The organism is Variovorax sp. V15 (genome assembly GCF_041154425.1).
Lineage (GTDB): Bacteria > Pseudomonadota > Gammaproteobacteria > Burkholderiales > Burkholderiaceae_C > Variovorax > Variovorax guangxiensis.
This window is the reverse complement of sequence record NZ_AP028659.1, coordinates 1364703-1386853: the sequence shown is the minus strand read 5'-3', so window position 1 is coordinate 1386853 and position 22151 is coordinate 1364703. Positions and strand designations below refer to the sequence as shown.

The 22151-nt window shown below is 66.2% G+C and carries 17 protein-coding genes and 1 pseudogene; all 18 read right to left on the bottom strand.

Features of this window, described 5'->3' with window-relative positions; genetic code table 11:
* Positions 1–39: 39 nt before the first annotated feature.
* Positions 40–2004: a flagellar hook-associated protein FlgK gene (flgK, locus tag ACAM57_RS06785; protein ID WP_184641066.1), complete on the bottom strand. Its 1965-nt coding sequence runs from the start codon at positions 2002–2004 to the stop codon at positions 40–42.
* Positions 2005–2112: 108 nt separating this feature from the next.
* Positions 2113–3828: a methyl-accepting chemotaxis protein gene (locus ACAM57_RS06780; RefSeq protein WP_369661087.1), complete on the bottom strand. Its 1716-nt coding sequence runs from the start codon at positions 3826–3828 to the stop codon at positions 2113–2115.
* A 20-nt stretch (positions 3829–3848) separates the two neighbouring features.
* Positions 3849–5567 carry a methyl-accepting chemotaxis protein gene (locus ACAM57_RS06775; RefSeq protein WP_369662408.1) on the bottom strand — a complete coding sequence of 573 codons (1719 nt, stop codon included), beginning with the start codon at positions 5565–5567 and terminating at the stop codon, positions 3849–3851.
* Positions 5568–5635: 68 nt separating this feature from the next.
* Complete coding sequence (locus ACAM57_RS06770) at positions 5636–7333, bottom strand: methyl-accepting chemotaxis protein (protein WP_369662407.1); 1698 nt, start codon at positions 7331–7333, stop codon at positions 5636–5638.
* A 26-nt stretch (positions 7334–7359) separates the two neighbouring features.
* The gene (locus ACAM57_RS06765) at positions 7360–8961 is read right to left on the bottom strand and encodes a methyl-accepting chemotaxis protein (RefSeq protein WP_369661086.1); all 1602 of its coding nucleotides are present in this window, start codon (positions 8959–8961) and stop codon (positions 7360–7362) included.
* 70 nt (positions 8962–9031) lie between these two features.
* Positions 9032–9526 carry a chemotaxis protein CheW gene (locus ACAM57_RS06760; protein ID WP_369661085.1) on the bottom strand — a complete coding sequence of 165 codons (495 nt, stop codon included), beginning with the start codon at positions 9524–9526 and terminating at the stop codon, positions 9032–9034.
* A 61-nt stretch (positions 9527–9587) separates the two neighbouring features.
* Positions 9588–11204, bottom strand: a complete 1617-nt coding sequence (locus tag ACAM57_RS06755; protein WP_369661084.1) for a methyl-accepting chemotaxis protein — start codon at positions 11202–11204, stop codon at positions 9588–9590.
* Positions 11205–11221: 17 nt separating this feature from the next.
* Positions 11222–11377, bottom strand: coding sequence for a hypothetical protein (locus ACAM57_RS06750; RefSeq protein ID WP_369661083.1), 156 nt, complete (start codon positions 11375–11377; stop codon positions 11222–11224).
* Positions 11378–11484: 107 nt separating this feature from the next.
* Complete coding sequence (locus ACAM57_RS06745) at positions 11485–13200, bottom strand: methyl-accepting chemotaxis protein (RefSeq protein WP_369661082.1); 1716 nt, start codon at positions 13198–13200, stop codon at positions 11485–11487.
* Between the two features lie 104 nt (positions 13201–13304).
* Positions 13305–15023, bottom strand: a complete 1719-nt coding sequence (locus tag ACAM57_RS06740; protein ID WP_369661081.1) for a methyl-accepting chemotaxis protein — start codon at positions 15021–15023, stop codon at positions 13305–13307.
* Complete coding sequence (locus ACAM57_RS06735; protein WP_369661080.1) at positions 15020–15319, bottom strand: hypothetical protein; 300 nt, start codon at positions 15317–15319, stop codon at positions 15020–15022. The genes ACAM57_RS06740 and ACAM57_RS06735 overlap by 4 nt, the downstream gene beginning before the upstream one ends.
* Positions 15320–15325: 6 nt before the next feature.
* A pseudogene (locus ACAM57_RS06730) lies at positions 15326–16890 on the bottom strand (methyl-accepting chemotaxis protein).
* A 63-nt stretch (positions 16891–16953) separates the two neighbouring features.
* Complete coding sequence (locus ACAM57_RS06725) at positions 16954–17472, bottom strand: chemotaxis protein CheW (protein ID WP_126023289.1); 519 nt, start codon at positions 17470–17472, stop codon at positions 16954–16956.
* 34 nt (positions 17473–17506) lie between these two features.
* A complete protein-coding gene (flgJ, locus tag ACAM57_RS06720) occupies positions 17507–18487 on the bottom strand; it encodes a flagellar assembly peptidoglycan hydrolase FlgJ (RefSeq protein WP_369661079.1) in 981 nt (326 codons plus the stop codon).
* Between the two features lie 13 nt (positions 18488–18500).
* Entirely contained in the window at positions 18501–19592 is a 1092-nt protein-coding gene (locus ACAM57_RS06715; protein WP_184641057.1) for a flagellar basal body P-ring protein FlgI, read from the bottom strand.
* Between the two features lie 218 nt (positions 19593–19810).
* Positions 19811–20542, bottom strand: a complete 732-nt coding sequence (locus ACAM57_RS06710; protein WP_369662406.1) for a flagellar basal body L-ring protein FlgH — start codon at positions 20540–20542, stop codon at positions 19811–19813.
* A gap of 5 nt (positions 20543–20547) precedes the next feature.
* Positions 20548–21330 (bottom strand): flagellar basal-body rod protein FlgG, encoded by a 783-nt coding sequence (gene flgG / locus ACAM57_RS06705; protein ID WP_093197930.1) that lies wholly within the window; start codon positions 21328–21330, stop codon positions 20548–20550.
* 46 nt (positions 21331–21376) lie between these two features.
* Positions 21377–22123, bottom strand: coding sequence for a flagellar basal-body rod protein FlgF (gene flgF / locus ACAM57_RS06700; RefSeq protein WP_184641056.1), 747 nt, complete (start codon positions 22121–22123; stop codon positions 21377–21379).
* Positions 22124–22151: the final 28 nt, after the last annotated feature.

Here is a 22151-nt window from a genome sequence, read left to right as displayed (position 1 = left end):
CTTTGCCTTTGGGGAAGCCGCGGGAATCCGCTATCGGGCTCAGCCCCGGATACCGAGGATGGCGTCGAAGATGGTCGACGCGGTCTGGATCACCTTCGCGTTGGCCTGGTACATCTGCTGGAACATCAGCAGGTTGGCGGTTTCCTCGTCCTGGTTCACGCCAGAGATCGCCTGCTGGCTGGCCTTGATCTGGCTCGTGACGCTGTCCTGCGTGGTGGCCGCCACCTTGATGGCCATCGCGCGGTTGCCCACCTCGCTCACGATCTGCGAGTACGCGCCGTTGAAGGTCGCGGTGCCGTTGGCCATGGTGGTCTTGCGCTGCAGCGCGCCCAGCAGCAGCGCGTTGCTGCCGTCGGACACGCCGCCCGTGTTCTTGCCGATGGTGAAGGTGTCGCCCTGCGAGGGCGCGCCGGTCATGCTGACGGTGACGCCGTCGAAGCTCATCTTCGCGCCGGCGGTGTAGGGCACGGGCGCGCCGGCCGCATAGGTGGTGGTGGAGCCATTGGCCAGCGTGACCGTCACGGCGGAGGTCGCGGGAAAGCCGGTGAGGTTGCCGGTGGTGGCGTCGAAGCTCAGCGTGACCGTGCCGGCCAGCGGCGTGGCGGGATAGCCCGCGTTCACCGTGGCCGCGCCCAGTGCACCGCTGCCCTTGTTGCCGGCGGTGTTGCCGGTGACGATGGGCGAGGCGGCGGCCACCTTGGCGGGGTCGCGTGTCAGCACGTCGAGATCGCGCGCGCCGGTGCGCGTGGGCTGGATCAGGAACGAGTCGCCCGCCTGCGCCGTACCGGTGCCGGCCGAGAGGCTCACGCCGTCGAAGCTGATGGGGAAGGTGGTGAAGCTGCCCATCGAGGTCTTGTCCGAAAGCCGGGTGACCGTGTAGGTGAGCGTGCCCGCCACGTCGGTGACGCTCACGCTGTAGTCGCTGGCCGTGAGCTGCGAGGCATTCGTCAGCGTGGCGTCGAGTTCGAGATTGCCCGCGTTGTTCGCGTTGGAGATCGCGCCCGGCACGGACTGCGTGAAGAAGTCCTTGCCCAGCGCGCCGTTGAGGTCCACGCCCAGCTTGTGCTGCGCGTTCACCGCGTCGGACACCGACATGGCCAGCCGGCCGATCGCGTTCTGCGTGGGAATGAGGGTATCGCTGCGGAAGGACAGCAGGCCGCCGAGCGAACCGCCGGTGATGGCGCCGTCGGGCAGTTCGGCGGTGTTGCCGGCGAAGCCCTGCAGGGCGATGGCCTTGCGCGTCGGGTCGGCGGCGGAGTTCACCGCCGCCATGCTGGCGGCATAGTCGCCGACCACCAGCGACTGGCCGGTGGCGATGAACACGTTGTACTTGCCGTTGTCCTGCTGCAGCACCTTCACGTCCACGATCTGGCTCAGCTGGCTCACCAGCTGGTCGCGCTGGTCGAGCAGGTCGTTGGGCGGCTGGCCGCCGGCCATTGCGCTGATCTGGCTGATCTGCTGGTTGAGGCCGGCGATCTTGCTGGCGTAGGTGTTGATCTGGTCGACGCTGCCCACGATCTGGTCGTTGACCGAGGAGTTCAGGTCCGACAGGTACTGGTCGGTCGCGCGGAACTTGCTGGCCAGCGCCTGCGCCGAGCTGATCATCTGCTGGCGCGCGGCCGGGTCGGCCGGCGTGTTGGCCACGCCCTGGACGCTGGTGAAGAAGCTCTGCATCAGCGGTGCGATGCCCGAGGTCTTGTCGGCCAGCAAGGTGTCGATGCGGTTGATCTGCGTGCTGTTGGCGGCGAGCGCGGCCGAGGCCGACTGCGCCGAGGAGAGCTGCGCCGTGAGGTAGCGGTCGTAGCTGCGCGAGATGGTCGAGACGTTGGCGCCCGAGCCGATGAAGCCAGAGCCGCTGGAGATGGCGCTGCCGGTGGCGATCTCCGCCACTTGGCGGCTGTAGCCCGCGGTGTACACGTTGGCTGTGTTGTGGGCCGTGGTCATCAGCGCGGTTCGGGCGACGCCCAGACCGCTCAGACCCGTGTAGAACAAACTTCCGGACATATGGCTTTACCTGTCGATGAGGTGTGTGTGAGTTGGATTGGCACCGATCGCGTCGGTGCCTCAGCGTCTATATCGGCAACCGCCGCCGAAAGTTGAGGGCCCTGCCGCTCAGAACTCGGTCCAGTCGCCCTTGCCGTCGCCAGCCATGGCCAGCTGCGGCGCACCCGCGGGCTCCTTGCGCGTCGGCAGGGCCTTGGCGGGACGCTTCGGTGCCGGCCTGGCCGGCTTGGGAATCGGCGTGATGCGCGTGAAGCCGGGCCGCACGGTGGCGACGGCGTTGGCGTCGAGCTTGAAGATGCTGACGGCTTGCACGAGACTGCTGGCCTGCTCCTGCAGCGATTGACCCGCTGCGGAGGCTTCTTCCACCAGTGCCGCGTTCTGCTGCGTCACCTGGTCCATCTGCGTGATGGCCTGGTTGATCTGCTCGATGCCCGAGGTCTGCTCCTGGCTCGCTGCAGTGATCTCTCCCATGATGTCGGTCACGCGCTTGACGCTGCCCACGATCTCTTCCATCGTGCGGCCGGCCTCTTCCACCTGCTTGCTGCCTTCCTCGACCTTCTCGACGGAATCGCCGATGAGGGTCTTGATTTCCTTGGCTGCCGCGGCAGAACGTTGTGCAAGGCTGCGAACCTCGGAAGCGACGACAGCGAAGCCACGCCCTTGCTCGCCCGCACGTGCGGCTTCAACGGCAGCGTTCAGCGCCAGGATGTTGGTCTGGAACGCGATGCCGTCGATCACGCCGATGATGTCCACGATCTTCTTGGACGATGCATTGATCGAACCCATGGTGTCGACGACCTGTGAAACGACACTGCCGCCCTTGACCGCGACTTCGGAGGCCGACACAGCGAGCTGGTTCGCCTGACGGGCGTTGTCCGCGTTCTGCTTGACCGTCGAGGTCAGCTCTTCCATCGACGCCGCCGTCTGTTCCAGCGAACTCGCCTGCTGCTCGGTGCGCGAAGACAGGTCCTGGTTGCCCGAAGCGATCTCGCTCGAAGCCGTCGCGATGGTCTCGGTGCCTGTGCGCACCTCGCCCACCACCTTCGCAAGGCTCGCATTCATCTCGCGCAGCGCATGCATCAGCTTGCCCGTCTCATCGCGGCTTTCCACAGTGATGTTCGAGCTCAGGTCGCCCGCGGCGACCGTCTGCGCGACCTCCACGGCGTGTCCCAGCGGGCGCACGATGCCCACCGTCAGGCGCCATGCGAACAGCGCGCCCAGCGCCAGCGCGATCACCGACAGCACCAGCAGCGTCTGCTCGCCGGTCGTGTGATCGGCTTCGATGCCCTTTGCCAACTCGTCGATGCGATCGCGCTGGTAGGCGGCGAGCTTGCCCACGGCCTCCTCGTAGACGGCGAGCGCGGACGCGAACTGCGTGTCCGCCATCACCATGGCCTCCTCGTCCTTGCCTTCGGCCTTGAGCTTGTTGATGTTCCCGATCACCGTCAGCACCACGCTGCGCGGATCGGCGATGGCGGAGTACAGCTTCTTCTCCTCGGGCGAGGTCAGCAGCTCCTCGAGCTTCTTCTGCACCGGGTTGATCTGCGCCGACTTGTCGGCCCGCGCCTTCTCGAAATAGGCGATCGACTTGGGGTCGGTCGCCTTGACCATCGCGAAGGAGTTCGCGACCGCGGGCCCGAGCAGCACGGCCCACTGGTTGGCCAGCCGCTCCTTGACCAGCGCGCGCTGCATCATGTCTTCCGTGGCCTTGCCCACGCTCGCCAGCCGCAGCATGCCAGTGGCCGCGATGACCGCCATCAGGAGCAGAACGGCTGCAAAGCCGAGGCCCAGGCGGGTTCCGATTCTCAGATCCTTCAGGTTCATTTGACTTCCTCTTGCTCTATTCAGAATTCGGTCCAGTCGCCCTTGGCATCGCCGGCCATGGCGAGCTGCGGGGCTGCTGCGGGTTGTTGACGGGTGGGCAGGCCCTTGGCGGGGCGCTTCGATGCAGGCTTGGCGGGTTTGGGAATCGGTGTGATGCGCGTGAAGCCGGGGCGCGCGGTGGCCACCGCGTTCGCGTCGAGCTTGAAGATGCTCACGGACTGGACGAGGCTGCCGGCCTGCTCCTGCAGCGACTGCGCCGCTGCGGAGGCCTCTTCCACCAGTGCCGCGTTCTGCTGCGTGACCTGGTCCATCTGCGTGATCGCCTGGTTGACCTGCTCGATGCCCGAGGTCTGCTCCTGGCTCGCTGCGGTGATCTCGCCCATGATGTCGGTCACGCGCTTGACGCTGCCCACGATCTCTTCCATCGTGCGGCCGGCCTCTTCGACCTGCTTGCTGCCTTCTTCGACCTTCTCGACGGAATCGCCGATGAGGGTTTTGATTTCCTTGGCTGCAGCGGCAGAACGTTGCGCAAGGCTGCGAACCTCCGACGCCACGACGGCGAAGCCGCGGCCCTGCTCACCTGCCCGGGCTGCCTCGACGGCCGCATTGAGCGCCAGGATGTTCGTCTGGAACGCGATGCCGTCGATCACACCGATGATGTCGACGATCTTCCTGGACGAGGCATTGATCGAGCCCATAGTGTCGACCACCTGGGACACGACACTGCCGCCCTTCACCGCCACTTCCGAGGCCGACACAGCCAGCTGATTGGCCTGCCGCGCGTTGTCGGCGTTCTGCTTGACCGTCGAGGTCAGCTCTTCCATCGAGGCTGCCGTCTGTTCGAGCGAACTCGCCTGCTCTTCCGTACGCGACGAAAGATCCTGGTTGCCCGAGGCGATCTGGCTGGATGCCGTCGCGATCGTGTCGGTGCCTGTGCGAACCTCACTCACGATCTTCACGAGGCTGTCGTTCATGCCCTTCAGCGCTTCGAGCAGCTGCCCGGTCTCGTCGGTCGTCCGCGCCTCGATGCGGCTGGTGAGGTCCCCGCCGGCCACCGACTGCGCGACCTTCACCGCCTCCTCCAGCGGACGGGCGACGATGCGCGCGATCCACAGCGCCAGCCCGAGGCCCAGAACCACGGCGCCCAGCAGCAGGCCCAGCACCCAAAGCCTGGCCTGCTGGTGCACGGCGTTGGCGGTCTCGCCAGCGCGGACCGCGCCCGCGAGATTCACCTGCGTCAGCCTGTCGAGCGCGGCATTCATCTCGCGGCTGAGCTGCTGCGACTTGCCGCGGATCATCGCGCTGGCCTGGTCGGTGTCCTGCGTGTGCGAGACGGCGACGATCTTCCGGTGCTCCAGCTCGTATTGCGCAAGAAGCTTCTCGAATGCCGGGAAGATCTCGCGCTCCTCGGGTTCCGATATGAAGCCCGCGTACTCGGCACGCGTCTTCTGCAGCGCGGCCCACGATTCGTCCATCGCCTTCTCGTACGCGGCCATCTCGTTGAACGAACCCGACAGGGCATGCGCCATTTCCTGCGAACGGTAGTTCGCCACCATGCCCTTGAGCTCGAGCAGGGCGCGCGTGGCGGGCAGCCAGTTGGTCGAGAGCTCCGTGGAGGTCTCGTGCACCTTGGAAAGCTGCAGCATCGAGATCACGCCCAGGCAGGCCGTGAGCACGAGGACTGCGACGAACGACACGAGCAGCTTGGTCGCGATCTTGAGGTTGTAGAAAGCTTTGATGATCTTTTCCTTGGAGGCCTGAAGGGCCGATTCGGTGTTCCGGTTCTCTTTGCGGTCCAGGCCCGCGTTCAGAACTCTCGCCAGTCGCCGTCGCCAGCCACGGCCAGCTGCTGCGGGGTCGGCAGCGACGGTTCGACATGGGCCAAGGGTGGCGTTCCGGCTTGCGCCCGGGGCGCGGCATGGCTGCCGCTTGCGTCGAGCTTGAAGATGCTTACCGAGCGCACGAGGTTTCCGGCCTGCTCCTGCAGCGACTGCGCGGCGGCGGAGGCTTCCTCGACCAGCGCGGCGTTCTGCTGAGTGACCTGGTCCATCTGCGTGATGGCCTGGTTGATCTGCTCGATGCCCGAGGTCTGTTCCTGGCTCGCCGCGGTGATCTCGCCCATGATGTCGGTCACGCGCTTGACGCTGCCCACGATCTCTTCCATCGTGCGGCCGGCCTCTTCCACCTGCTTGCTGCCCTCCTCGACCTTCTCCACGGAATCGCCGATGAGGGTCTTGATTTCCTTGGCTGCAGCGGCAGAACGTTGTGCAAGGCTGCGAACCTCGGAAGCGACGACGGCGAAGCCACGGCCTTGCTCGCCCGCACGTGCGGCTTCAACGGCAGCGTTCAGCGCGAGGATGTTGGTCTGGAAGGCGATGCCGTCGATCACGCCGATGATGTCGACGATCTTCTTGGACGAGGCATTGATCGAACCCATGGTGTCGACGACCTGTGAAACGACACTGCCGCCCTTCACCGCCACTTCGGAGGCCGACACCGCGAGCTGGTTCGCCTGCCGCGCGTTGTCCGCGTTCTGCTTGACCGTCGAGGTCAGCTCCTCCATCGACGCCGCCGTCTGCTCCAGCGAACTCGCCTGCTGCTCCGTGCGGGAAGACAGGTCCTGGTTTCCTGCCGCAATCTGCTCCGAAGCCCTGGCGATGGTGTCGCTCGAATCCTTGATCTCCACGACGATCGACGTCAGCTGCGACTGCATCTTGCGGATGGAGTGCAGCAGGCTGCCGTCGTGCGCGGCGTCGGCGCTGACAGCCAGCGACAGGTCGCCGTCGGCGATGCGGCCGACCACGTCGGCGGCGTATTGCGGCTCGCCACCGAGCTGCCGCCCCATCAGGCGCGCCACCAGCACACCCAGCCCGACGCTGGCCACGATGCCGGCCAGCGCCAGACCCAGCATCGTCAGCCTGGAGGCCTTGTAGGTTCCGTCGGCCTGCTCGGCGCGCTCGCGTGCATGGTCCTTGCTGTAGGCGACCATGCGCTGGAGCACCTCTTCCAGGCCGCGCGATTCCTTCAGCAGGCGCGTGCTGTCCTCGCTCACCTGGCTGTCGAACTGGGTGCTGTCCAGCGGCTGCTTCTTCAGCAGCGTCACGAAGTCATTCATGCGCGTCGTCAGCGGCCCGATCAGTCCTTCGAACTGGCCGAACAGCTTCGCGCCTTCTTCGGTCTCGCTGAAGAAGGATTTCACCTCGGCCGCGCGCGCCGTGAGATTCTCGATGGACGCCTTGATCTCGTTCGCGCCCGCATTGCGCTCGCCGAGCGTGCCGGCCGACAGCAGCGTCATCTGCGCGCGGCTGGCATACAGCAGGCGGATGTTGGCTTCCTGTACGCCCTGCAGGGCGCGAAGCTCGTTGGCGTAGAGCGCTTCGGTCGATGCGCTGATGCGCCCCATGTGGAAGATGCCGAGCGCACTCACGGCGGCACCGATTGCCGCGACCACGAGGAAGCTCAGGATCAGCCGGACCGTGACGCGAAGGTTCTGGAACCACTGCATTGTCTTGTTTGCCATCTTCTTCTGCCTCATGCCGCCGGTGCCGAGAACGCCAGCCGATGGGCCGGACCGGCAGCGTTGCTGCCACCAAGGCGGAACACGCCCACCACCTGCGACAGGCTGCCGGCCTGCTCACGCAGCGACTGGGCCGCCGCCGAAGCCTCCTCGACCAGTGCGGCGTTCTGCTGCGTCACCTGGTCCATCTGCGTGATGGCCTGGTTGATCTGCTCGATGCCCGAGGTCTGCTCCTGGCTCGCCGCGGTGATCTCGCCCATGATGTCGGTCACGCGCTTGACGCTGCTCACGATCTCTTCCATCGTGCGGCCGGCCTCTTCCACCTGCTTGCTGCCCTCCTCGACCTTCTCGACGGAATCGCCGATCAGGGTCTTGATTTCCTTGGCTGCTGCGGCGGAGCGCTGGGCCAGGCTGCGCACTTCCGAGGCCACGACTGCGAAGCCTCGGCCTTGCTCGCCGGCGCGCGCAGCCTCGACAGCGGCATTCAGCGCCAGGATGTTGGTCTGGAACGCGATGCCGTCGATCACACCGATGATGTCCACGATCTTCTTGGACGATGCATTGATCGACCCCATCGTGTCGACCACCTGCGAGACAACGCCACCACCCTTGACCGCGACTTCGGAGGCCGACACGGCCAGCTGGTTCGCCTGTCGCGCGTTGTCCGCGTTCTGCTTGACCGTCGAGGTCAGCTCTTCCATCGACGCCGCCGTCTGCTCCAGCGAACTCGCCTGCTGCTCGGTGCGCGAAGACAGGTCCTGGTTGCCCGAAGCGATCTGGCCCGAAGCCGTCGCGATGGTTTCCGTGCCCGAGCGCACCTCGCCCACCACCTTCGCCAGGTTCGTGTTCATCTTCCGAAGCGCTTCCATCAGCTGCCCCGCCTCGTCGCGGCTTCGCACTTCGATGTTCGCGCTCAGGTCGCCCGCGGCCACCGTCTCGGCCACCTGCACGGCCTGCGCCAGCGGGCGCACGATGCTGCGCGAGATGAAGAACGCGAAGACGCCGCCGCTGATCACGACCAGCACGGTCAGCAGCAGCTGCAGGTTGAAGCTGCGGGTGTTGGCCGCGTCGATGGCCTCGCTCATGTCGTCGATGGCCTTGCGCTCCAGCGACAGCAGATCCAGCACGCGGGTCTCATAGGCCTTGGCGGCCGGCTGGAAGATTTCCTTGAAGACGCGCGCTGTCGCCACCGTGTCGCCGCCGGCCTTGGCCTTGCCCACGTCGTCCTTCGCCGTCTGGTACTTCGCCCGCAGTTCGAGGATGGACTTGAGGATCGCTTTTTCCTCCTCCGTCACCAGCAGCTTCTCGACCTTGGCGATGGTCTCGCTGCCCTTCTTCACGCTGTCGGAGATGACGTCGGCGAAGACCACCGGCAGGCTCTCGTCGGTGGTGCGGGCGATCATCGAGGTGCGCGCGATGGCCGAGTAGGTCAGTACGTACCAGTCGGAGATGAGCCGCTCCTTCGCGAGCGGACTGCGCATCATGATCCGCGTGGCTTCCGCGTTGTTGCGCGACGAGACCAGCGCGATGGCGGTCGAGACCACGGTCAGGCCCAGGACGATGGCGAAAGCCAGCGCCAGCCGGTTGCCGATGCGAAGGTTGGAGAGGAAGTTCATGATGCGGACATTCAAGAGTGGAAGGTTGAAAACCGGGCTGACCCTGCAGTGCTCCGGCCGTGGTCCTGGCTCAGGCAGTGGCGGCTGCTTCGACCAGTCCCATCTCCTCACTGGACATGAGCCGGTCGATGTCCACCAGGATCAGCATCCGCTCTTCCAGCGTGCCCAGCCCGATCAGGTAGTCCGCGTCCAGCACCGATCCCATCTCCGGCGCCGGCTTGATCTGCTCTCCCGTCAGCGTGATCACGTCCGACACGCTGTCCACCACCATCCCCACCACACGACCTCCGATGTTCAGCACGATCACCACCGTGAACTGGTCGTACGTCGGCTCGCCCAGCTTGAACTTGATGCGCATGTCGATGATCGGAACGATGATCCCCCGCAGGTTCACCACCCCCTTGATGTACTCCGGCGCGTTCGCGATCCGCGTCACCGCGTCGTACCCGCGCAGCTCCTGCACCTTCTGGATGTCTATGCCGTATTCCTCTTCGCCAAGCTTGAAGGTCACCACCTCCAGGCGGCTCACGCCGTTGGCGGAAGAGCCCGAGGCGGCTTGTTGCATGGGATCTCTTGCCTTGTTCAGCATCTTTTCTTCTCCGGTTTGATTGGGGTTGCGTGGTTCTTCAGGCGGGTTCCGCGACGGCCTCTGCGGCCTCGGCCCTGAAGACGCGCACGGCTTTCACGAGTCCATCGGCCTGTTCCTGCAATGACTGGGCTGCGGCCGAGGCCTCCTCGACCAATGCGGCGTTCTGCTGCGTCACCTGGTCCATCTGCGTGATGGCCTGGTTGATCTGCTCGATGCCCGAGGTCTGCTCCTGGCTCGCCGCGGTGATCTCGCCCATGATGTCGGTCACGCGCTTGACGCTGCCCACGATCTCTTCCATCGTGCGGCCGGCCTCTTCGACCTGCTTGCTGCCTTCCTCGACCTTCTCGACCGAGTCGCCGATCAGGGTCTTGATCTCCTTGGCTGCTGTTGCGGATCTTTGGGCCAGGCTGCGGACTTCCGAAGCGACGACGGCAAAGCCGCGGCCCTGCTCACCGGCTCGGGCCGCTTCAACGGCCGCGTTCAGCGCGAGGATGTTGGTCTGGAACGCGATGCCGTCGATCACACCGATGATGTCCACGATCTTCCTGGACGACGCATTGATCGAACCCATGGTGTCGACGACTTGGGAGACCACACTGCCGCCCTTCACTGCCACTTCAGAGGCCGACACAGCCAGCTGATTGGCCTGCCGTGCGTTGTCCGCGTTCTGCTTGACCGTCGAGGTCAGTTCTTCCATCGAGGCTGCTGTCTGCTCCAGCGAACTCGCCTGCTGCTCCGTACGCGAAGACAGGTCCTGGTTGCCCGAAGCGATCTGGCTCGACGCCGACATCACGCCCGTCACGTTGGCGCCCACGTCCGCGACGATGGCGAACAGGTTCGCGCTCATCTGGTTGAGCGCGCGCAGCAGGCCGGTGATTTCGTCTCCGCGCCGCACGTCGAAGCGCACGAGATCGCCGCCCGCGATGGCACGCGCCACGTGCACCGCCTCGTCGAGCGGCCGGAACACAGTGCGCACCAGGAACTGGCCCAGGCCCAGCCATGCCAGCGCGAAGCCCGCGCCTGCGGCGGCCATGGCGCCCGGCAACCAGCTCTGCGCACCGGCGAAGGCAACCAGTCGCGACGCTTCCATCCAGCCGAAGACGCCCAGCCCCAGCGACAGCAGCGCCCCCATGCCGGTCGCGCCGAAGACGCGCTGGCGCACGGGAATGCGGCGCAGCCGGGCCAGCGGGTCCTTCCAGCCGCGCGAGACCACTTCGCCCTGCAGCAGTTCGATGTCCTTCGCCCGGCCCTCGCGGATGCGCGCATACAGCGCTTCGGCCTCGTCCACTTCGGCGCGCCCCGGCTTGCTGCGCACGGACATGTAGCCCTGCGTACGGCCGTCGCGCCGGATGGGCGTGACGTTGGCGAGCACCCAGTAGAAGTCGCCGTTCTTGCGGCGGTTCTTGATGAGGCCGGTCCAGGGAAGTCCCTGCCCCAGCGTCTGCCACAGGTCGGCAAATGCTTCGGGAGGCACGTCGGGGTGGCGCACGATGTTGTGCGCCTTGCCCATGAGCTCGGCCGCGGTGAAGCCGCTGGCCTCGACGAAAGCGGGGTTGACGTAGGTGATGCGACCCTTCATGTCGGTGCGGGACACCAGGGCGGCGTCCGGCGACAGTTCGTACTCGATGCCGGTGACGGGAAGATTGACGCGCATGGTCCGTTCGTCCTCGCTCAGGCCAAGGCCGGGCGCTGCTGCTGCGCGACCAGGTTCATCTGCACGATCGCCTGATCGATCCACCCGGAGTCCATGGTCAGGGCCATCGGCGTCGGTGCCGCCGCGAAACCCGGGCCGGGCCGAGTGCCGTTTGTCAGATCCTTCAAGCTCATACCTCTTTCTTCCTTCTAGCGTGAGACCGGGCCGCCGCATTCGATGGATGCACCAGCACCGTCGTCCTGTTATCGGCACATGCGCGCCAGAGTTGAGCCCTTTGTTATCAGAAAGTGGTCCATTCGTTAGCGTCGGCGCCGGCCATGGCCAGCTGGCGCACGGGCTCGCAGCCTTTCTCGCTGCCTTCCGGTCCGCGCGCGTAAAGAGCATTCACCGGCTTCGCTACGGGGGTGATGCGGCTGGGACCCGGACGCTGCGCGGCACTGATGCCCGCGCCCTGATCCAGCTTGAAGATGCCCACGGTCTGCACGAGGCTTCCGGCCTGCTCCTGCAGCGACTGCGCGGCGGCGGAGGCTTCCTCGACCAGCGCGGCGTTCTGCTGCGTCACCTGGTCCATCTGCGTGATCGCCTGGTTGATCTGCTCGATGCCCGAGGTCTGCTCCTGGCTCGCCGCCGTGATCTCGCCCATGATGTCCGTCACACGCTTCACGCTGCCGACGATCTCGTCCATCGTGCGGCCGGCTTCTTCCACCTGCCTGCTGCCCTCTTCGACTTTCTCCACCGAGTCGCCGATCAGGGTCTTGATTTCCTTGGCTGCTGCTGCAGAGCGTTGAGCCAGGCTGCGAACCTCCGACGCCACGACGGCGAAGCCGCGGCCCTGCTCACCTGCCCGGGCTGCCTCGACGGCCGCATTGAGCGCCAGGATGTTCGTCTGGAACGCGATGCCGTCGATCACGCCGATGATGTCGACCACCTTCCGGGACGACGCATTGATGGACTCCATGGTGTCCACCACCTGCGACACCACCATGCCGCCCCTGGTCGCGACTTCGGACGCCGAGACCGCCAGCTGGTTTGCCTGCCGCGCGTTGTCCGCGTTCTGCTTGACGGTGGAGGTCAACTGTTCCATCGACGCGGCCGTCTGCTCCAGCGAGCTCGCCTGCTCTTCGGTGCGGGAAGAAAGATCCTGGTTGCCGGACGCGATCTGGCTCGATGCCGTGGCGATCGTGTCCGTGCCGAGGCGGACTTCGCCGACCACCTTGGCAAGGCTCATGTTCATGTGCTTCAGCGCCTGCATCAGCTGGCCGGCCTCGTCGCGGCTTTCAACGCGGATGTCCACGCGCAGGTCGCCGGCAGCCACGGTCTCTGCCACTTCGACTGCATGGCCCAGCGGCCGCACGATGCCCGAGCTCAGGCGCCACGCGAACAGCGCACCCAGCACGACGGCAACGGCAGCCAGCGACAGCAGCATGATCCGGCCTGCGGCATGGTCTTCCGCGATGTCGCGGGCGGCCGCGTCGATCTCGTCATGCTGGTGCTGGTCAAGCCTGTCGACTGCGATGCCATAAGCTGCCAGCGCCTCGGAGAAGGTGGTGTCGACCATCTTCTGCGCTTCTTCGATCCGCCCCCGGTCCTTGAGCGTTGTCAGGTTCGTCACAATCTCGCGCACCCTGGTTCGCGCGACCATGATCTTTTCGTAGAGCTCTTTCTCCTCCGGCGTGCTCAGCCTCGACTGGAACTCTTTCTGGACCGAGGAGATACGCTCCATGCCGGTCGACTGGAGCTTGGCGAAATAGGCTTCGAGCGTGGCATCCGGCGCCTTGATCATGGCAATGGTGGCGACCGAGGTCGACCTGAGATTGCTCTGCCATTCGCCGGCCAGGCGTTCCTTTGCCAGCGCCTGGGTCATCATCTTCTCCGTGGCCTGGCTCACGTTGGCCAGCCTCCATAGCCCGATGCCGGCCATGCAGGCCACAAGCAACAGCATCACCGCAAAGCCCAGCCCCAGGCGTGTGCTGATTCTCAGGTCCTTGAATCTCATACTTCCTCCTCCGATGACAGGGGACGGCACCCATGCTTGCGCGACATGCGCAACACCGTCACCCCGCTATCGGCATCGGAATCTCGGACCTTCAATTTGTTAACTCAGAACTCGGTCCAGTCACCCTTGGCGTCGCCGGTCATGGCGAGTTGCGGGGCGGCCGAGGGCTCCTTGCGCGAGGGCAAGGCCTTGGCGAGACGCTTCGGCGCCGGCCTGGCGGGCTTGGGGATCGGGACGATGTGCGTGAACCCGGGACGCACGGTGGCCACGGCGTTCGCGTCGAGCTTGAAGATGCTCACGGACTTGACGAGGTTGCCCGCCTGCTCCTGCAGCGATTGAGCCGCTGCGGAGGCTTCTTCCACCAGTGCCGCGTTCTGCTGCGTCACCTGGTCCATCTGCGTGATGGCCTGGTTGATCTGCTCGATGCCCGAGGTCTGTTCCTGGCTGGCTGCAGTGATCTCTCCCATGATGTCGGTCACACGCTTCACGCTGCCCACGATCTCTTCCATCGTGCGGCCGGCTTCTTCCACCTGCTTGCTGCCCTCCTCGACCTTCTCCACCGAGTCGCCGATCAGGGTCTTGATTTCCTTGGCTGCCGCGGCAGAACGTTGTGCAAGGCTGCGAACCTCGGAAGCGACGACAGCGAAGCCACGCCCTTGCTCGCCCGCACGTGCGGCTTCAACGGCAGCGTTCAGCGCCAGGATGTTGGTCTGGAAGGCGATGCCGTCGATCACACCGATGATGTCCACGATCTTCTTGGACGATGCATTGATCGAGCCCATGGTGTCGACGACTTGGGAGACCACACTGCCGCCCTTGACCGCGACTTCGGACGCAGACACAGCGAGCTGGTTCGCCTGCCGTGCGTTGTCCGCGTTCTGCTTGACCGTCGAGGTCAGCTCTTCCATCGAGGCTGCCGTCTGTTCGAGCGAACTCGCCTGCTCTTCCGTACGCGACGAAAGATCCTGGTTGCCCGAAGCGATCTGCGCCGAAGCCGTCGCGATCGTGTCGGTGCCCGTGCGGACCTCGCTGACGATCCTGGCGAGGCTTTCGTTCATTTCCCTGAGGGCATGCATCAGCCGGCCGGTCTCGTCCTTCGACGCCACCTCGATGCGCGAGCTGATGTCGCCTGCGGCGACCTTCTCGGCCACCTGCACGGCCTGGCCGATGGGCCGGGTGATGGAACGCGTGATGAGCCATGCGATGCCTGCGCCGATGAGCACGGCGAAGCTGGCCAGCGCCAGCATCAGGTTGCGCGACCACGCATAGCCTTCGCCTGCTTCCTGGTTGGCCTCCATGGAGCGCCGCTCCTGGTGCTCGGCCATCGCCTCGAGTTCCGCGAGCGCGGCCCTCACGGCGGGCTGGAACCTGGAGATGAAGAGCGCTGTCGCCTCTTCGTTCCTGTTCTGCAGCGCCGCCTCGCTGATCTGCGCATTCAGGGGCACGAGCACCGCCACCTTCTCGTCGATGCGCGCGAGCAGCGCCTTGCCCTCCGGCGTGGCGAGCAGCTTGGCCAGCGCGCCCCGGCTTTCGGTGAAGCGCTCGCGCGCAGCGGCGACCTTCTTCGACTCCGCCCGCATGGCCGCGTCGTCGGTCAGGAGAATCATGTTGCCGTCGAGGATCGCAATGTCGCGGATCGCGTCCAGCATCCTGTTCACCAGGACCACCTTGACGTTGTTGCCGGTGACGATGCCGTTGAGCCGCGCCTGGATGTCGGTCATTGCGCTGAGGCCGAGGCCGGCAATGCCTGCCAGCAGCAGAAGGACGGCGGCAAAGCCCGCGCCGAGGCGGGTGCCGATCTTTAGATTGAGAAGCGAATTCATGGGGAAAGGTTTTTTTCGGAAATCTTCGTGTTGACGTGCTCGAGCAGCCGATCCAGCCGGTCGGACACCTTGGCTGCGTCATGGGTGGAACGCGTGACCGATCGCATGACGAGCCAGACGATGGCGACGGCGGTCAACAAGGCCGCCACGCCGAGCACGAACACTGTCTGCTGCGCCCACTCGTAGCCCGCACCGGCCTGGAAGCCGAGACTCAGGGCGATCGCGAGCAGGAGCAGCAGGATGGCGAAGCGCGCGCCGATGCGCAGGGCTCGCCTGGGACTGATACGCGTGCGCATGGGTCTTCAGGCCGGCAGGGCTTCCTCTTGCGCGTCGAGCTTGAAAGTGCTGACCGCGCGCACGAGGCTGTCGGCCTGCTCCTGCAGCGATTGAGCCGCTGCGGAGGCTTCTTCACCAGTGCCGCGTTCTGCTGCGTCACCTGGTCCATCTGCGTGATCGCCTGGTTGATCTGCTCGATGCCCGAGGTCTGCTCCTGGCTCGCCGCGGTGATCTCGCCCATGATGTCGGTCACGCGCTTGACGCTGCCCACGATCTCTTCCATCGTGCGGCCCGCTTCTTCCACTTGCTTGCTGCCTTCTTCGACCTTCTCCACGGAGTCGCCGATGAGGGTCTTGATTTCCTTGGCTGCTGCAGCAGAACGTTGTGCAAGGCTGCGAACCTCGGAAGCCACGACAGCGAAACCCCGGCCTTGCTCACCTGCACGTGCGGCTTCAACGGCAGCGTTCAGCGCCAGGATGTTCGTCTGGAACGCGATGCCGTCGATCACACCGATGATGTCCACGATCTTCCTGGACGAGGCATTGATCGAGCCCATGGTGTCGACGACCTGGGAGACGACACTGCCGCCCTTGACCGCGACTTCGGATGCAGACACGGCCAGCTGGTTCGCCTGCCGCGCGTTGTCCGCGTTCTGCTTGACCGTCGAGGTCAGTTCTTCCATCGACGCCGCCGTCTGCTCCAGCGAGCTCGCCTGCTCTTCCGTACGCGACGAAAGATCCTGATTCCCCGCCGCGATCTGCCGCGAAGCGACCGCGATAGAGTCCGTGGATGCCTTGATGCGCGTCACCAGGTCGGTCAGCGTGTCTTCCATCTCGCCCATGCCGCGCAGCAGCCGGCCGAAGTCGCCGCCACGCTCTGTTTCGAATTCCTGGCTCAGGTCGCCCGAAGCCACGGTCTCGGCGATCAGCAGCGCTTCGCCGATGGGTTGCACGATGCTTCGCGTCAGCAGCCATGCGGTCGCCGTGCCGGCAACCAGTGCCAGACAGGCGAGCACCACGATCCAGCTGCGGCCCGAACGGTACTTCGCGTCGATGGCGGCGGCGGTCCTGTCGATCTCCTGCTGCTGGAGACTCACCATGGCCCGGATGCTCGCGTCGTAGGCGTCCAGCGCGGGCATGAGCTGCGCGTCGGTCAGCCTGGCCGCGTCTTCCTTGCGGCCGTCGGCCTTGAGCTTGAGGATCTGGTTGCGCAGTTCCACGTATTCGCCGCGCTTCTTCTTGATGTCGGCGCTCAGCGCCAGTTCTTCGGGCGAGGCCAGCACGGCTTCGAGCTTCTTCTGCGTCTCGGTGATGACGGCGCTGGTGGCCGAGATGTTCTTCTGCAGATAGGCCTGCACGGCCGGGTCTTCGCTCTTGAGCAGCGAGAAGGTGCGCACGCTGTTGGTGTTGGTGGCCAGCTGCCATGCGGCCGCAAGCCGCTCCTTGGCCAGCGAGGCGCCGGCCATCGCCTGGGTCGCATCACCCACGGCCTGCAGCCGGAGCACGCCGATGCCCGCGATGAGCACCACCAGCGCCAGCACGCATGCGAAGACGACGCCCATGCGCCGTCCGACCGTCCAGTTCTTCATCATGTCCGTGTCTCCTGTCGGAACCTCTGTCTCGTGGTTGTGTGGGTTCGGGCCCGGATCGGACGCTCAGGCGGCCATCTTCTCGACCAGGCCCATCTCCTCGCTGGACATGAGCCGGTCGATGTCCACCAGGATCAGCATCCGCTCCTCCAGCGTGCCCAGCCCGATCAGGTAGTCCGCGTCCAGCACCGATCCCATCTCCGGCGCCGGCTTGATCTGCTCTCCCGTCAGCGTGATCACGTCCGACACGCTGTCCACCACCATCCCCACCACACGACCTCCGATGTTCAGCACGATCACCACCGTGAACTGGTCGTACGTCGGCTCGCCCAGCTTGAACTTGATGCGCATGTCGATGATCGGAACGATGATCCCCCGCAGGTTCACCACCCCCTTGATGTACTCCGGCGCGTTCGCGATCCGCGTCACCGCGTCGTACCCGCGCAGCTCCTGCACCTTCTGGATGTCTATGCCGTATTCCTCTTCGCCAAGCTTGAAGGTCACCACCTCCAGGCGCGTGCCCGCGCCCTGAGGTTGCGGCGCCTGTGCGTGCCGGATTGCGGTTGCTGCTGCGGTCTCTGCCATGGCTTTTCCTTGGTGCGGCGAGCGCTGTGGCGGCTCAGCCGAATTTCTGCATGATGCGAACCAGCTTCTCGCCGTAGCGCGGGTCGGTCGCGTAGCCCGCGCGCTGCAGGCCGTGGGCCGCCTCGTTCGGGTCGTCGGTCGCCAGCACGTTCGCGTAGCGCGGGTTGCGGGTGATGAAGCGTGCGTAGTCGGTGAAGGCTTCCTCGTACGAGCCGTAGGCGCGGAACTTCGCGCGCACCTTCTGCGGCTCGCCGTCGACGTACTCGGTGGTCGTGGTCTCGACCGTCGCGCCTTTCCAGCCGCGGTCTGCCTTGATGCCGAACAGGTTGAAGCTCTGCGTGCCATCGTCGGCGCGGATCTCGCGCTTGCCCCAGCCCGACTCGAGCGCGGCCTGCGCGAGGATCAGCGGCGCGGGCACGCCGCTGGCCGTGCTCGCGGCCTGCGCCGATGCGCCCATGCGGCCCACGAACTCGTCGACCTGCCCCTGCAGCGAACCGGCGCTCGTGCCCTGCGCGCGCCGGTCGCCATTGAACTGGTAGATGCCGAGGTCCGCGGTGCGCGCGGTCGAGGCGACGGGCGCCGAACCGATCGGAATGCCCGCGCGCGCACCCAGGGGAAAACCGGGCGCGAGCGGCTCCAGCTGCATCGGCCTCACGCCGATCTCCGCATCGGCCTGCGCGTCGGGCGGGCCCGACGGCATGCTGCGGCGCAGCTGCGCAAGCATCGCCTCGGCCAGCCCCACGCCGCGCCCCGAGAGGTTCTGCGTGAGCTGCTGGTCGAACATCGACAGGTATACCTTCTGGTCCTGGCTGTCGAAGAGGCCGCTCGACGGCGTCGCCTCGCGCATGCTCTTGAGCACCATGTTCATGAACAGCGCCTCGAACTGCCGCGAGACCTGCTGCAGCCCTTCTTCAGGCGAGCTGCGCACCGTGCGCCGCAAGGCATCGACGCCCTGCACGTCGAGCGCGAAACGCTGATCGAGCGCGCCACTGCGATCGGAAGCCGATACCGTCATCGCCGCTGCCCCGTCAGATGATTTCGAGCTCGGCGCTCAGGGCGCCGGCCGTCTTCATGGCCTGGAGAATGGACACCAGGTCCTGCGGATTCGCGCCCAGGCTGTTGAGCCCCTTGACCACGTCCGACAGCGAGGCTCCGCCGCGCACCATCTGGATCGCGCCGCCGCCCTGGTTGACCGAGATCTGCGAGGTCTGGGCCGCCACGGTGCTGCCGCCGGAGAACGCGCCCGGCTGGCTGATGACCGGCTCGGTGTTGATGACCACCGACAGGTTGCCGTGCGCGATGGCGCAGTCCTTCACGCGGACGGCCTGGTTCATCACCACGGAGCCCGTGCGGGCGTTCACCACCACGCGGGCACCGGCCTGCGTCGGCGTCACCTCGAGATCTTCGAGCCGCGCGAGGAAACCCACACGCTGCTGCGGCTCCGGCGCGCGCACGCGGATGGAGCGCGCATCGATGGCCTCGGCCGTGCCCGAGCCGAACTGCCGGTTGATCGCATCCACCGCGCGCTGCGTGGTGCCGAAGTCGGAGCGGTTCAGCTCGATCGAGAACGTGCCCTCCGCGCCCACGGGCGACTCCACCGTGCGCTCCACCAGCGCTCCGCCGGGAATGCGCCCCGAGCTGAGCTGGTTGACCTGCACCTTGCTGCCGTTGGCCGACGCACCCGCGCCGCCCACCACCATGTTCCCCTGCGCCACGGCATACGTCATGCCGTCCACGCCCTTCAGCGGCGTCATCAGCAGCGTTCCCCCGCGCAGGCTCTTCGCATTGCCCATGGAAGACACCGTCACGTCGATGTTCTGCCCCGGCCGCGCGAACGAAGGCAGCGTGGCCGTGACCATCACCGCCGCCACGTTCTTCAGCTGCATGTTCACGCCCTGCGGAATCGTGATGCCCAGCTGCTGCAGCATGTTGTTCAGGCTCTGCGTGGTGAACGGCGTCTGCATCGTCTGGTCGCCCGTGCCGTCGAGACCCACCATCAGCCCATAGCCGATCAGCGGGTTGTCGCGCACGCCCTGAATGCTCGCCAGCTCCTTGAGCCGCTCCGCATGAGCAGGAACAAACAACAAGCAACCGAGCACCGCCAGCGCCGCGATGCGCAAGCGAGCCCGAAAATTCGCGGGATGCCACGGAACCGGCTTTGCCGGGCCGTAGGCATCGCCCCCTGCAAGGGGGTGGGCGCAGCGACACGGAGTGCGCGAAGCCTGGGGGTGAATCCAGGACCACCGCGGAACCGGCTTTGCCGGGCCGCAGGCATCGCCCCCTGCAAGGGGGTTGGAGAAGCGACACGAAGTGCGCGAAGCCTGGGGGTTTTCCATGTTCAGAACGGCATGACGTTGAGGAAGAAGCGCTGCATCCAGCCCATGTGCTGCGCCTCGTCGATATAGCCCTTGGCCGAGTACTCGATGCGTGCATCGGCCACCAGTGTGGAGGGCACGGTGTTGTTGCCCGAGACGGTGCGCGGGTTCACCACGCCCGAGAAGCGGATGAACTCCGTGCCCTGGTTGATGCCCATCTGCTTCTCGCCGCTGACCAACAGGTTGCCGTTGCTCATCACGTCCGTCACCGTGACCGTGATCACGCCGTTGAAGGTGTTGTTGGCGTTGGCGCCGCCCTTGGCGTTGAGCGAGTTGGTGCCCGAGAGCTTGGCGTCCTGCCCGTCGAGCAGGCCGCCGATGAGCTTGGGAATGACTGCGAACACGCTGGCGGCGCTGCCGGTGCGGCTCGCGTTGGCGCCCGAGTTCTTGGTGGCGTTGACCTTCTCGCTGATGACGATGGTGAGGATGTCGCCGACGTTGCGCGGGCGGCGGTCTTCGAAGAGCGCATTCGCGCCGGGGCCGTCCTGGAAGATCGCGCCGGGCGATCGCCGCGTCTGCACCGCCGCGTAGTTGTCGGAGCGCGCCGTCATCGGCTGGTGCACCAGCGGCTCGCGCGGAACCTGCGCGCAGCCGGTGGCCAGCACGGCGGCGGCGAGCAGCGGCAGCAGCCGCGTCCTCGCGTGGGCCGCACTGCGGCGAAGAAGACGCAACGCCTGCAACATCGTCACCACCATCACGCTCACAGCTGGGCCAGGCGCTGCAGCATCTGGTCCGAGGTCTGGACCGCCTTGCTGTTGATCTCGTACGAGCGCTGGGTGGCGATCATGTTGACCAGCTCTTCCACCACGTTCACGTTGGAGGCCTCGACATAGCCCTGGCTCAGCGTGCCGGCGCCGTCGACGCCGGGGTTCACCTGGTTGGGAGCGCCCGATGCGTCGGTCTCGGCATACAGGTTCTCGCCCAGGCTCTGCAGGCCGGTGGGGTTGACGAAGGTGGCGAGCTGCAGCTGGCCGATCTGAACGGTGTTGGTGCTGCCCGCCTGCACCACCGAGACGATGCCGTCGCGGCCCACGGTGATGCTGGTGGCATTGGCCGGCACGGTGATGGCCGGCTGCACGGGAAAGCCGCTGGCAGTGACCAGCTGGCCGTCGCGGTCGGTCTGGAACGAACCGTCGCGGGTGTACGAGGTGGTGCCGTCGGGCATCAGCACCTGGAAGAAGCCGCCGCCGCTGATGGCCACGTCGGTGGGCTTGTCGGTCTTGGTGAGGTTGCCCTGCGAGTGGATGCGCTCGGTGGCGACCACGTGCACGCCGGTGCCGACCTGCAGGCCCGAGGGCAGGCGCGTCTGGTCCGACGACTGGCCCCCGACCTGGCGCAGGTTCTGGTAGACGAGGTCCTCGAACACGGCGCGGCTGCGCTTGAAGCCGGTGGTGCCGACGTTGGCGAGGTTGTTGGAGACCACGTCGAGCTGCGTCTGCTGCGCGTCGAGGCCGGTCTTGGCGATGTAGAGGGAGCGGATCATTTTTCTGGGAGTCCTGCGGAAGAGGTTGCGAGAAGGAGAGCGCCCGTCAGCCGTAGGCCAGCAGCTTGTTGGCGGACTGCGCGTTGGTGTCGGCCGTCTGCAGCGACTTCATCTGCATCTCGAAGCTGCGTGCGTTGGCGATCATGGCCACCATGGTCTCGACCGGGTTGACGTTGCTGCCTTCCACCACGCCGCTGACCAGCGTGACGGCCTCGTCGGCCTCGGCCGGCGGCTGGCCGGCGCGCATGCGGAACAGGCCGTCCTCGCCGCGCTCCAGTTCGGCGACCGGCGGATTGACCAGCTTCAGGCGGCCGACTTCGGCAATGCCCGTGAGCGTGGTGGAGGCCGCGTCGCGCGCGCCCACCAGGCCGTTGGCGGCGATGCTCACCGTGGAGCCCGGCGGCACTGTCAGCGCGCCGTTGTCGCCCACCACCGGGCGCCCGCCCATGGTGGTGAGCTGGCCGTCGGCGCCGATCTGCAGGTTGCCCACGCGGGTGTAGGCCTCGCCGCCGTCGGGCGTCTGCACCACCAGCCAGCCCTGGCCGCTCACGGCCACGTCGAGCGCACGGCCGGTCTCGGTGAGCGGGCCGTGGGTGAAGTCGGCGCCGGGCGTGGTGGCCGCCACGAAGGCGCGCGTGGGCGCCTCATCGCCGACCACGGGCACCGCGCGGAAGTTGGCGATCTGCGCGCGGAAGCCCGGCGTCGACACGTTCGCCATGTTGTTGGCGACGGCGGCCTGCTGTTCCATGACCTGCTTGGCGCCGCTCATGGCGACGTACAACATGCGATCCACTGGGTGCTCCTGATGTCGGTCTTGCTGA

Bases quoted from the DNA above. Each gene is read 5' to 3' on its own strand.
- ACAM57_RS06760 (WP_369661085.1), bottom strand. From the start codon at position 9,526: ATGCAACAAGCCGCCTCGGGCTCTTCCGCCAACGGCGTGAGCCGCCTG.
- ACAM57_RS06750 (WP_369661083.1), bottom strand. From the start codon at position 11,377: ATGAGCTTGAAGGATCTGACAAACGGCACTCGGCCCGGCCCGGGTTTC.
- ACAM57_RS06765 (WP_369661086.1), bottom strand. From the start codon at position 8,961: ATGAACTTCCTCTCCAACCTTCGCATCGGCAACCGGCTGGCGCTGGCT.
- flgK (WP_184641066.1), bottom strand. From the start codon at position 2,004: ATGTCCGGAAGTTTGTTCTACACGGGTCTGAGCGGTCTGGGCGTCGCC.
- ACAM57_RS06710 (WP_369662406.1), bottom strand. From the start codon at position 20,542: ATGGTGGTGACGATGTTGCAGGCGTTGCGTCTTCTTCGCCGCAGTGCG.
- ACAM57_RS06735 (WP_369661080.1), bottom strand. From the start codon at position 15,319: ATGCGCACGCGTATCAGTCCCAGGCGAGCCCTGCGCATCGGCGCGCGC.
- ACAM57_RS06770 (WP_369662407.1), bottom strand. From the start codon at position 7,333: ATGCAGTGGTTCCAGAACCTTCGCGTCACGGTCCGGCTGATCCTGAGC.
- flgJ (WP_369661079.1), bottom strand. From the start codon at position 18,487: ATGACGGTATCGGCTTCCGATCGCAGTGGCGCGCTCGATCAGCGTTTC.
- ACAM57_RS06755 (WP_369661084.1), bottom strand. From the start codon at position 11,204: ATGCGCGTCAATCTTCCCGTCACCGGCATCGAGTACGAACTGTCGCCG.
- ACAM57_RS06725 (WP_126023289.1), bottom strand. From the start codon at position 17,472: ATGGCAGAGACCGCAGCAGCAACCGCAATCCGGCACGCACAGGCGCCG.
- ACAM57_RS06745 (WP_369661082.1), bottom strand. From the start codon at position 13,200: ATGAGATTCAAGGACCTGAGAATCAGCACACGCCTGGGGCTGGGCTTT.
- flgG (WP_093197930.1), bottom strand. From the start codon at position 21,330: ATGATCCGCTCCCTCTACATCGCCAAGACCGGCCTCGACGCGCAGCAG.
- ACAM57_RS06740 (WP_369661081.1), bottom strand. From the start codon at position 15,023: ATGAATTCGCTTCTCAATCTAAAGATCGGCACCCGCCTCGGCGCGGGC.
- ACAM57_RS06780 (WP_369661087.1), bottom strand. From the start codon at position 3,828: ATGAACCTGAAGGATCTGAGAATCGGAACCCGCCTGGGCCTCGGCTTT.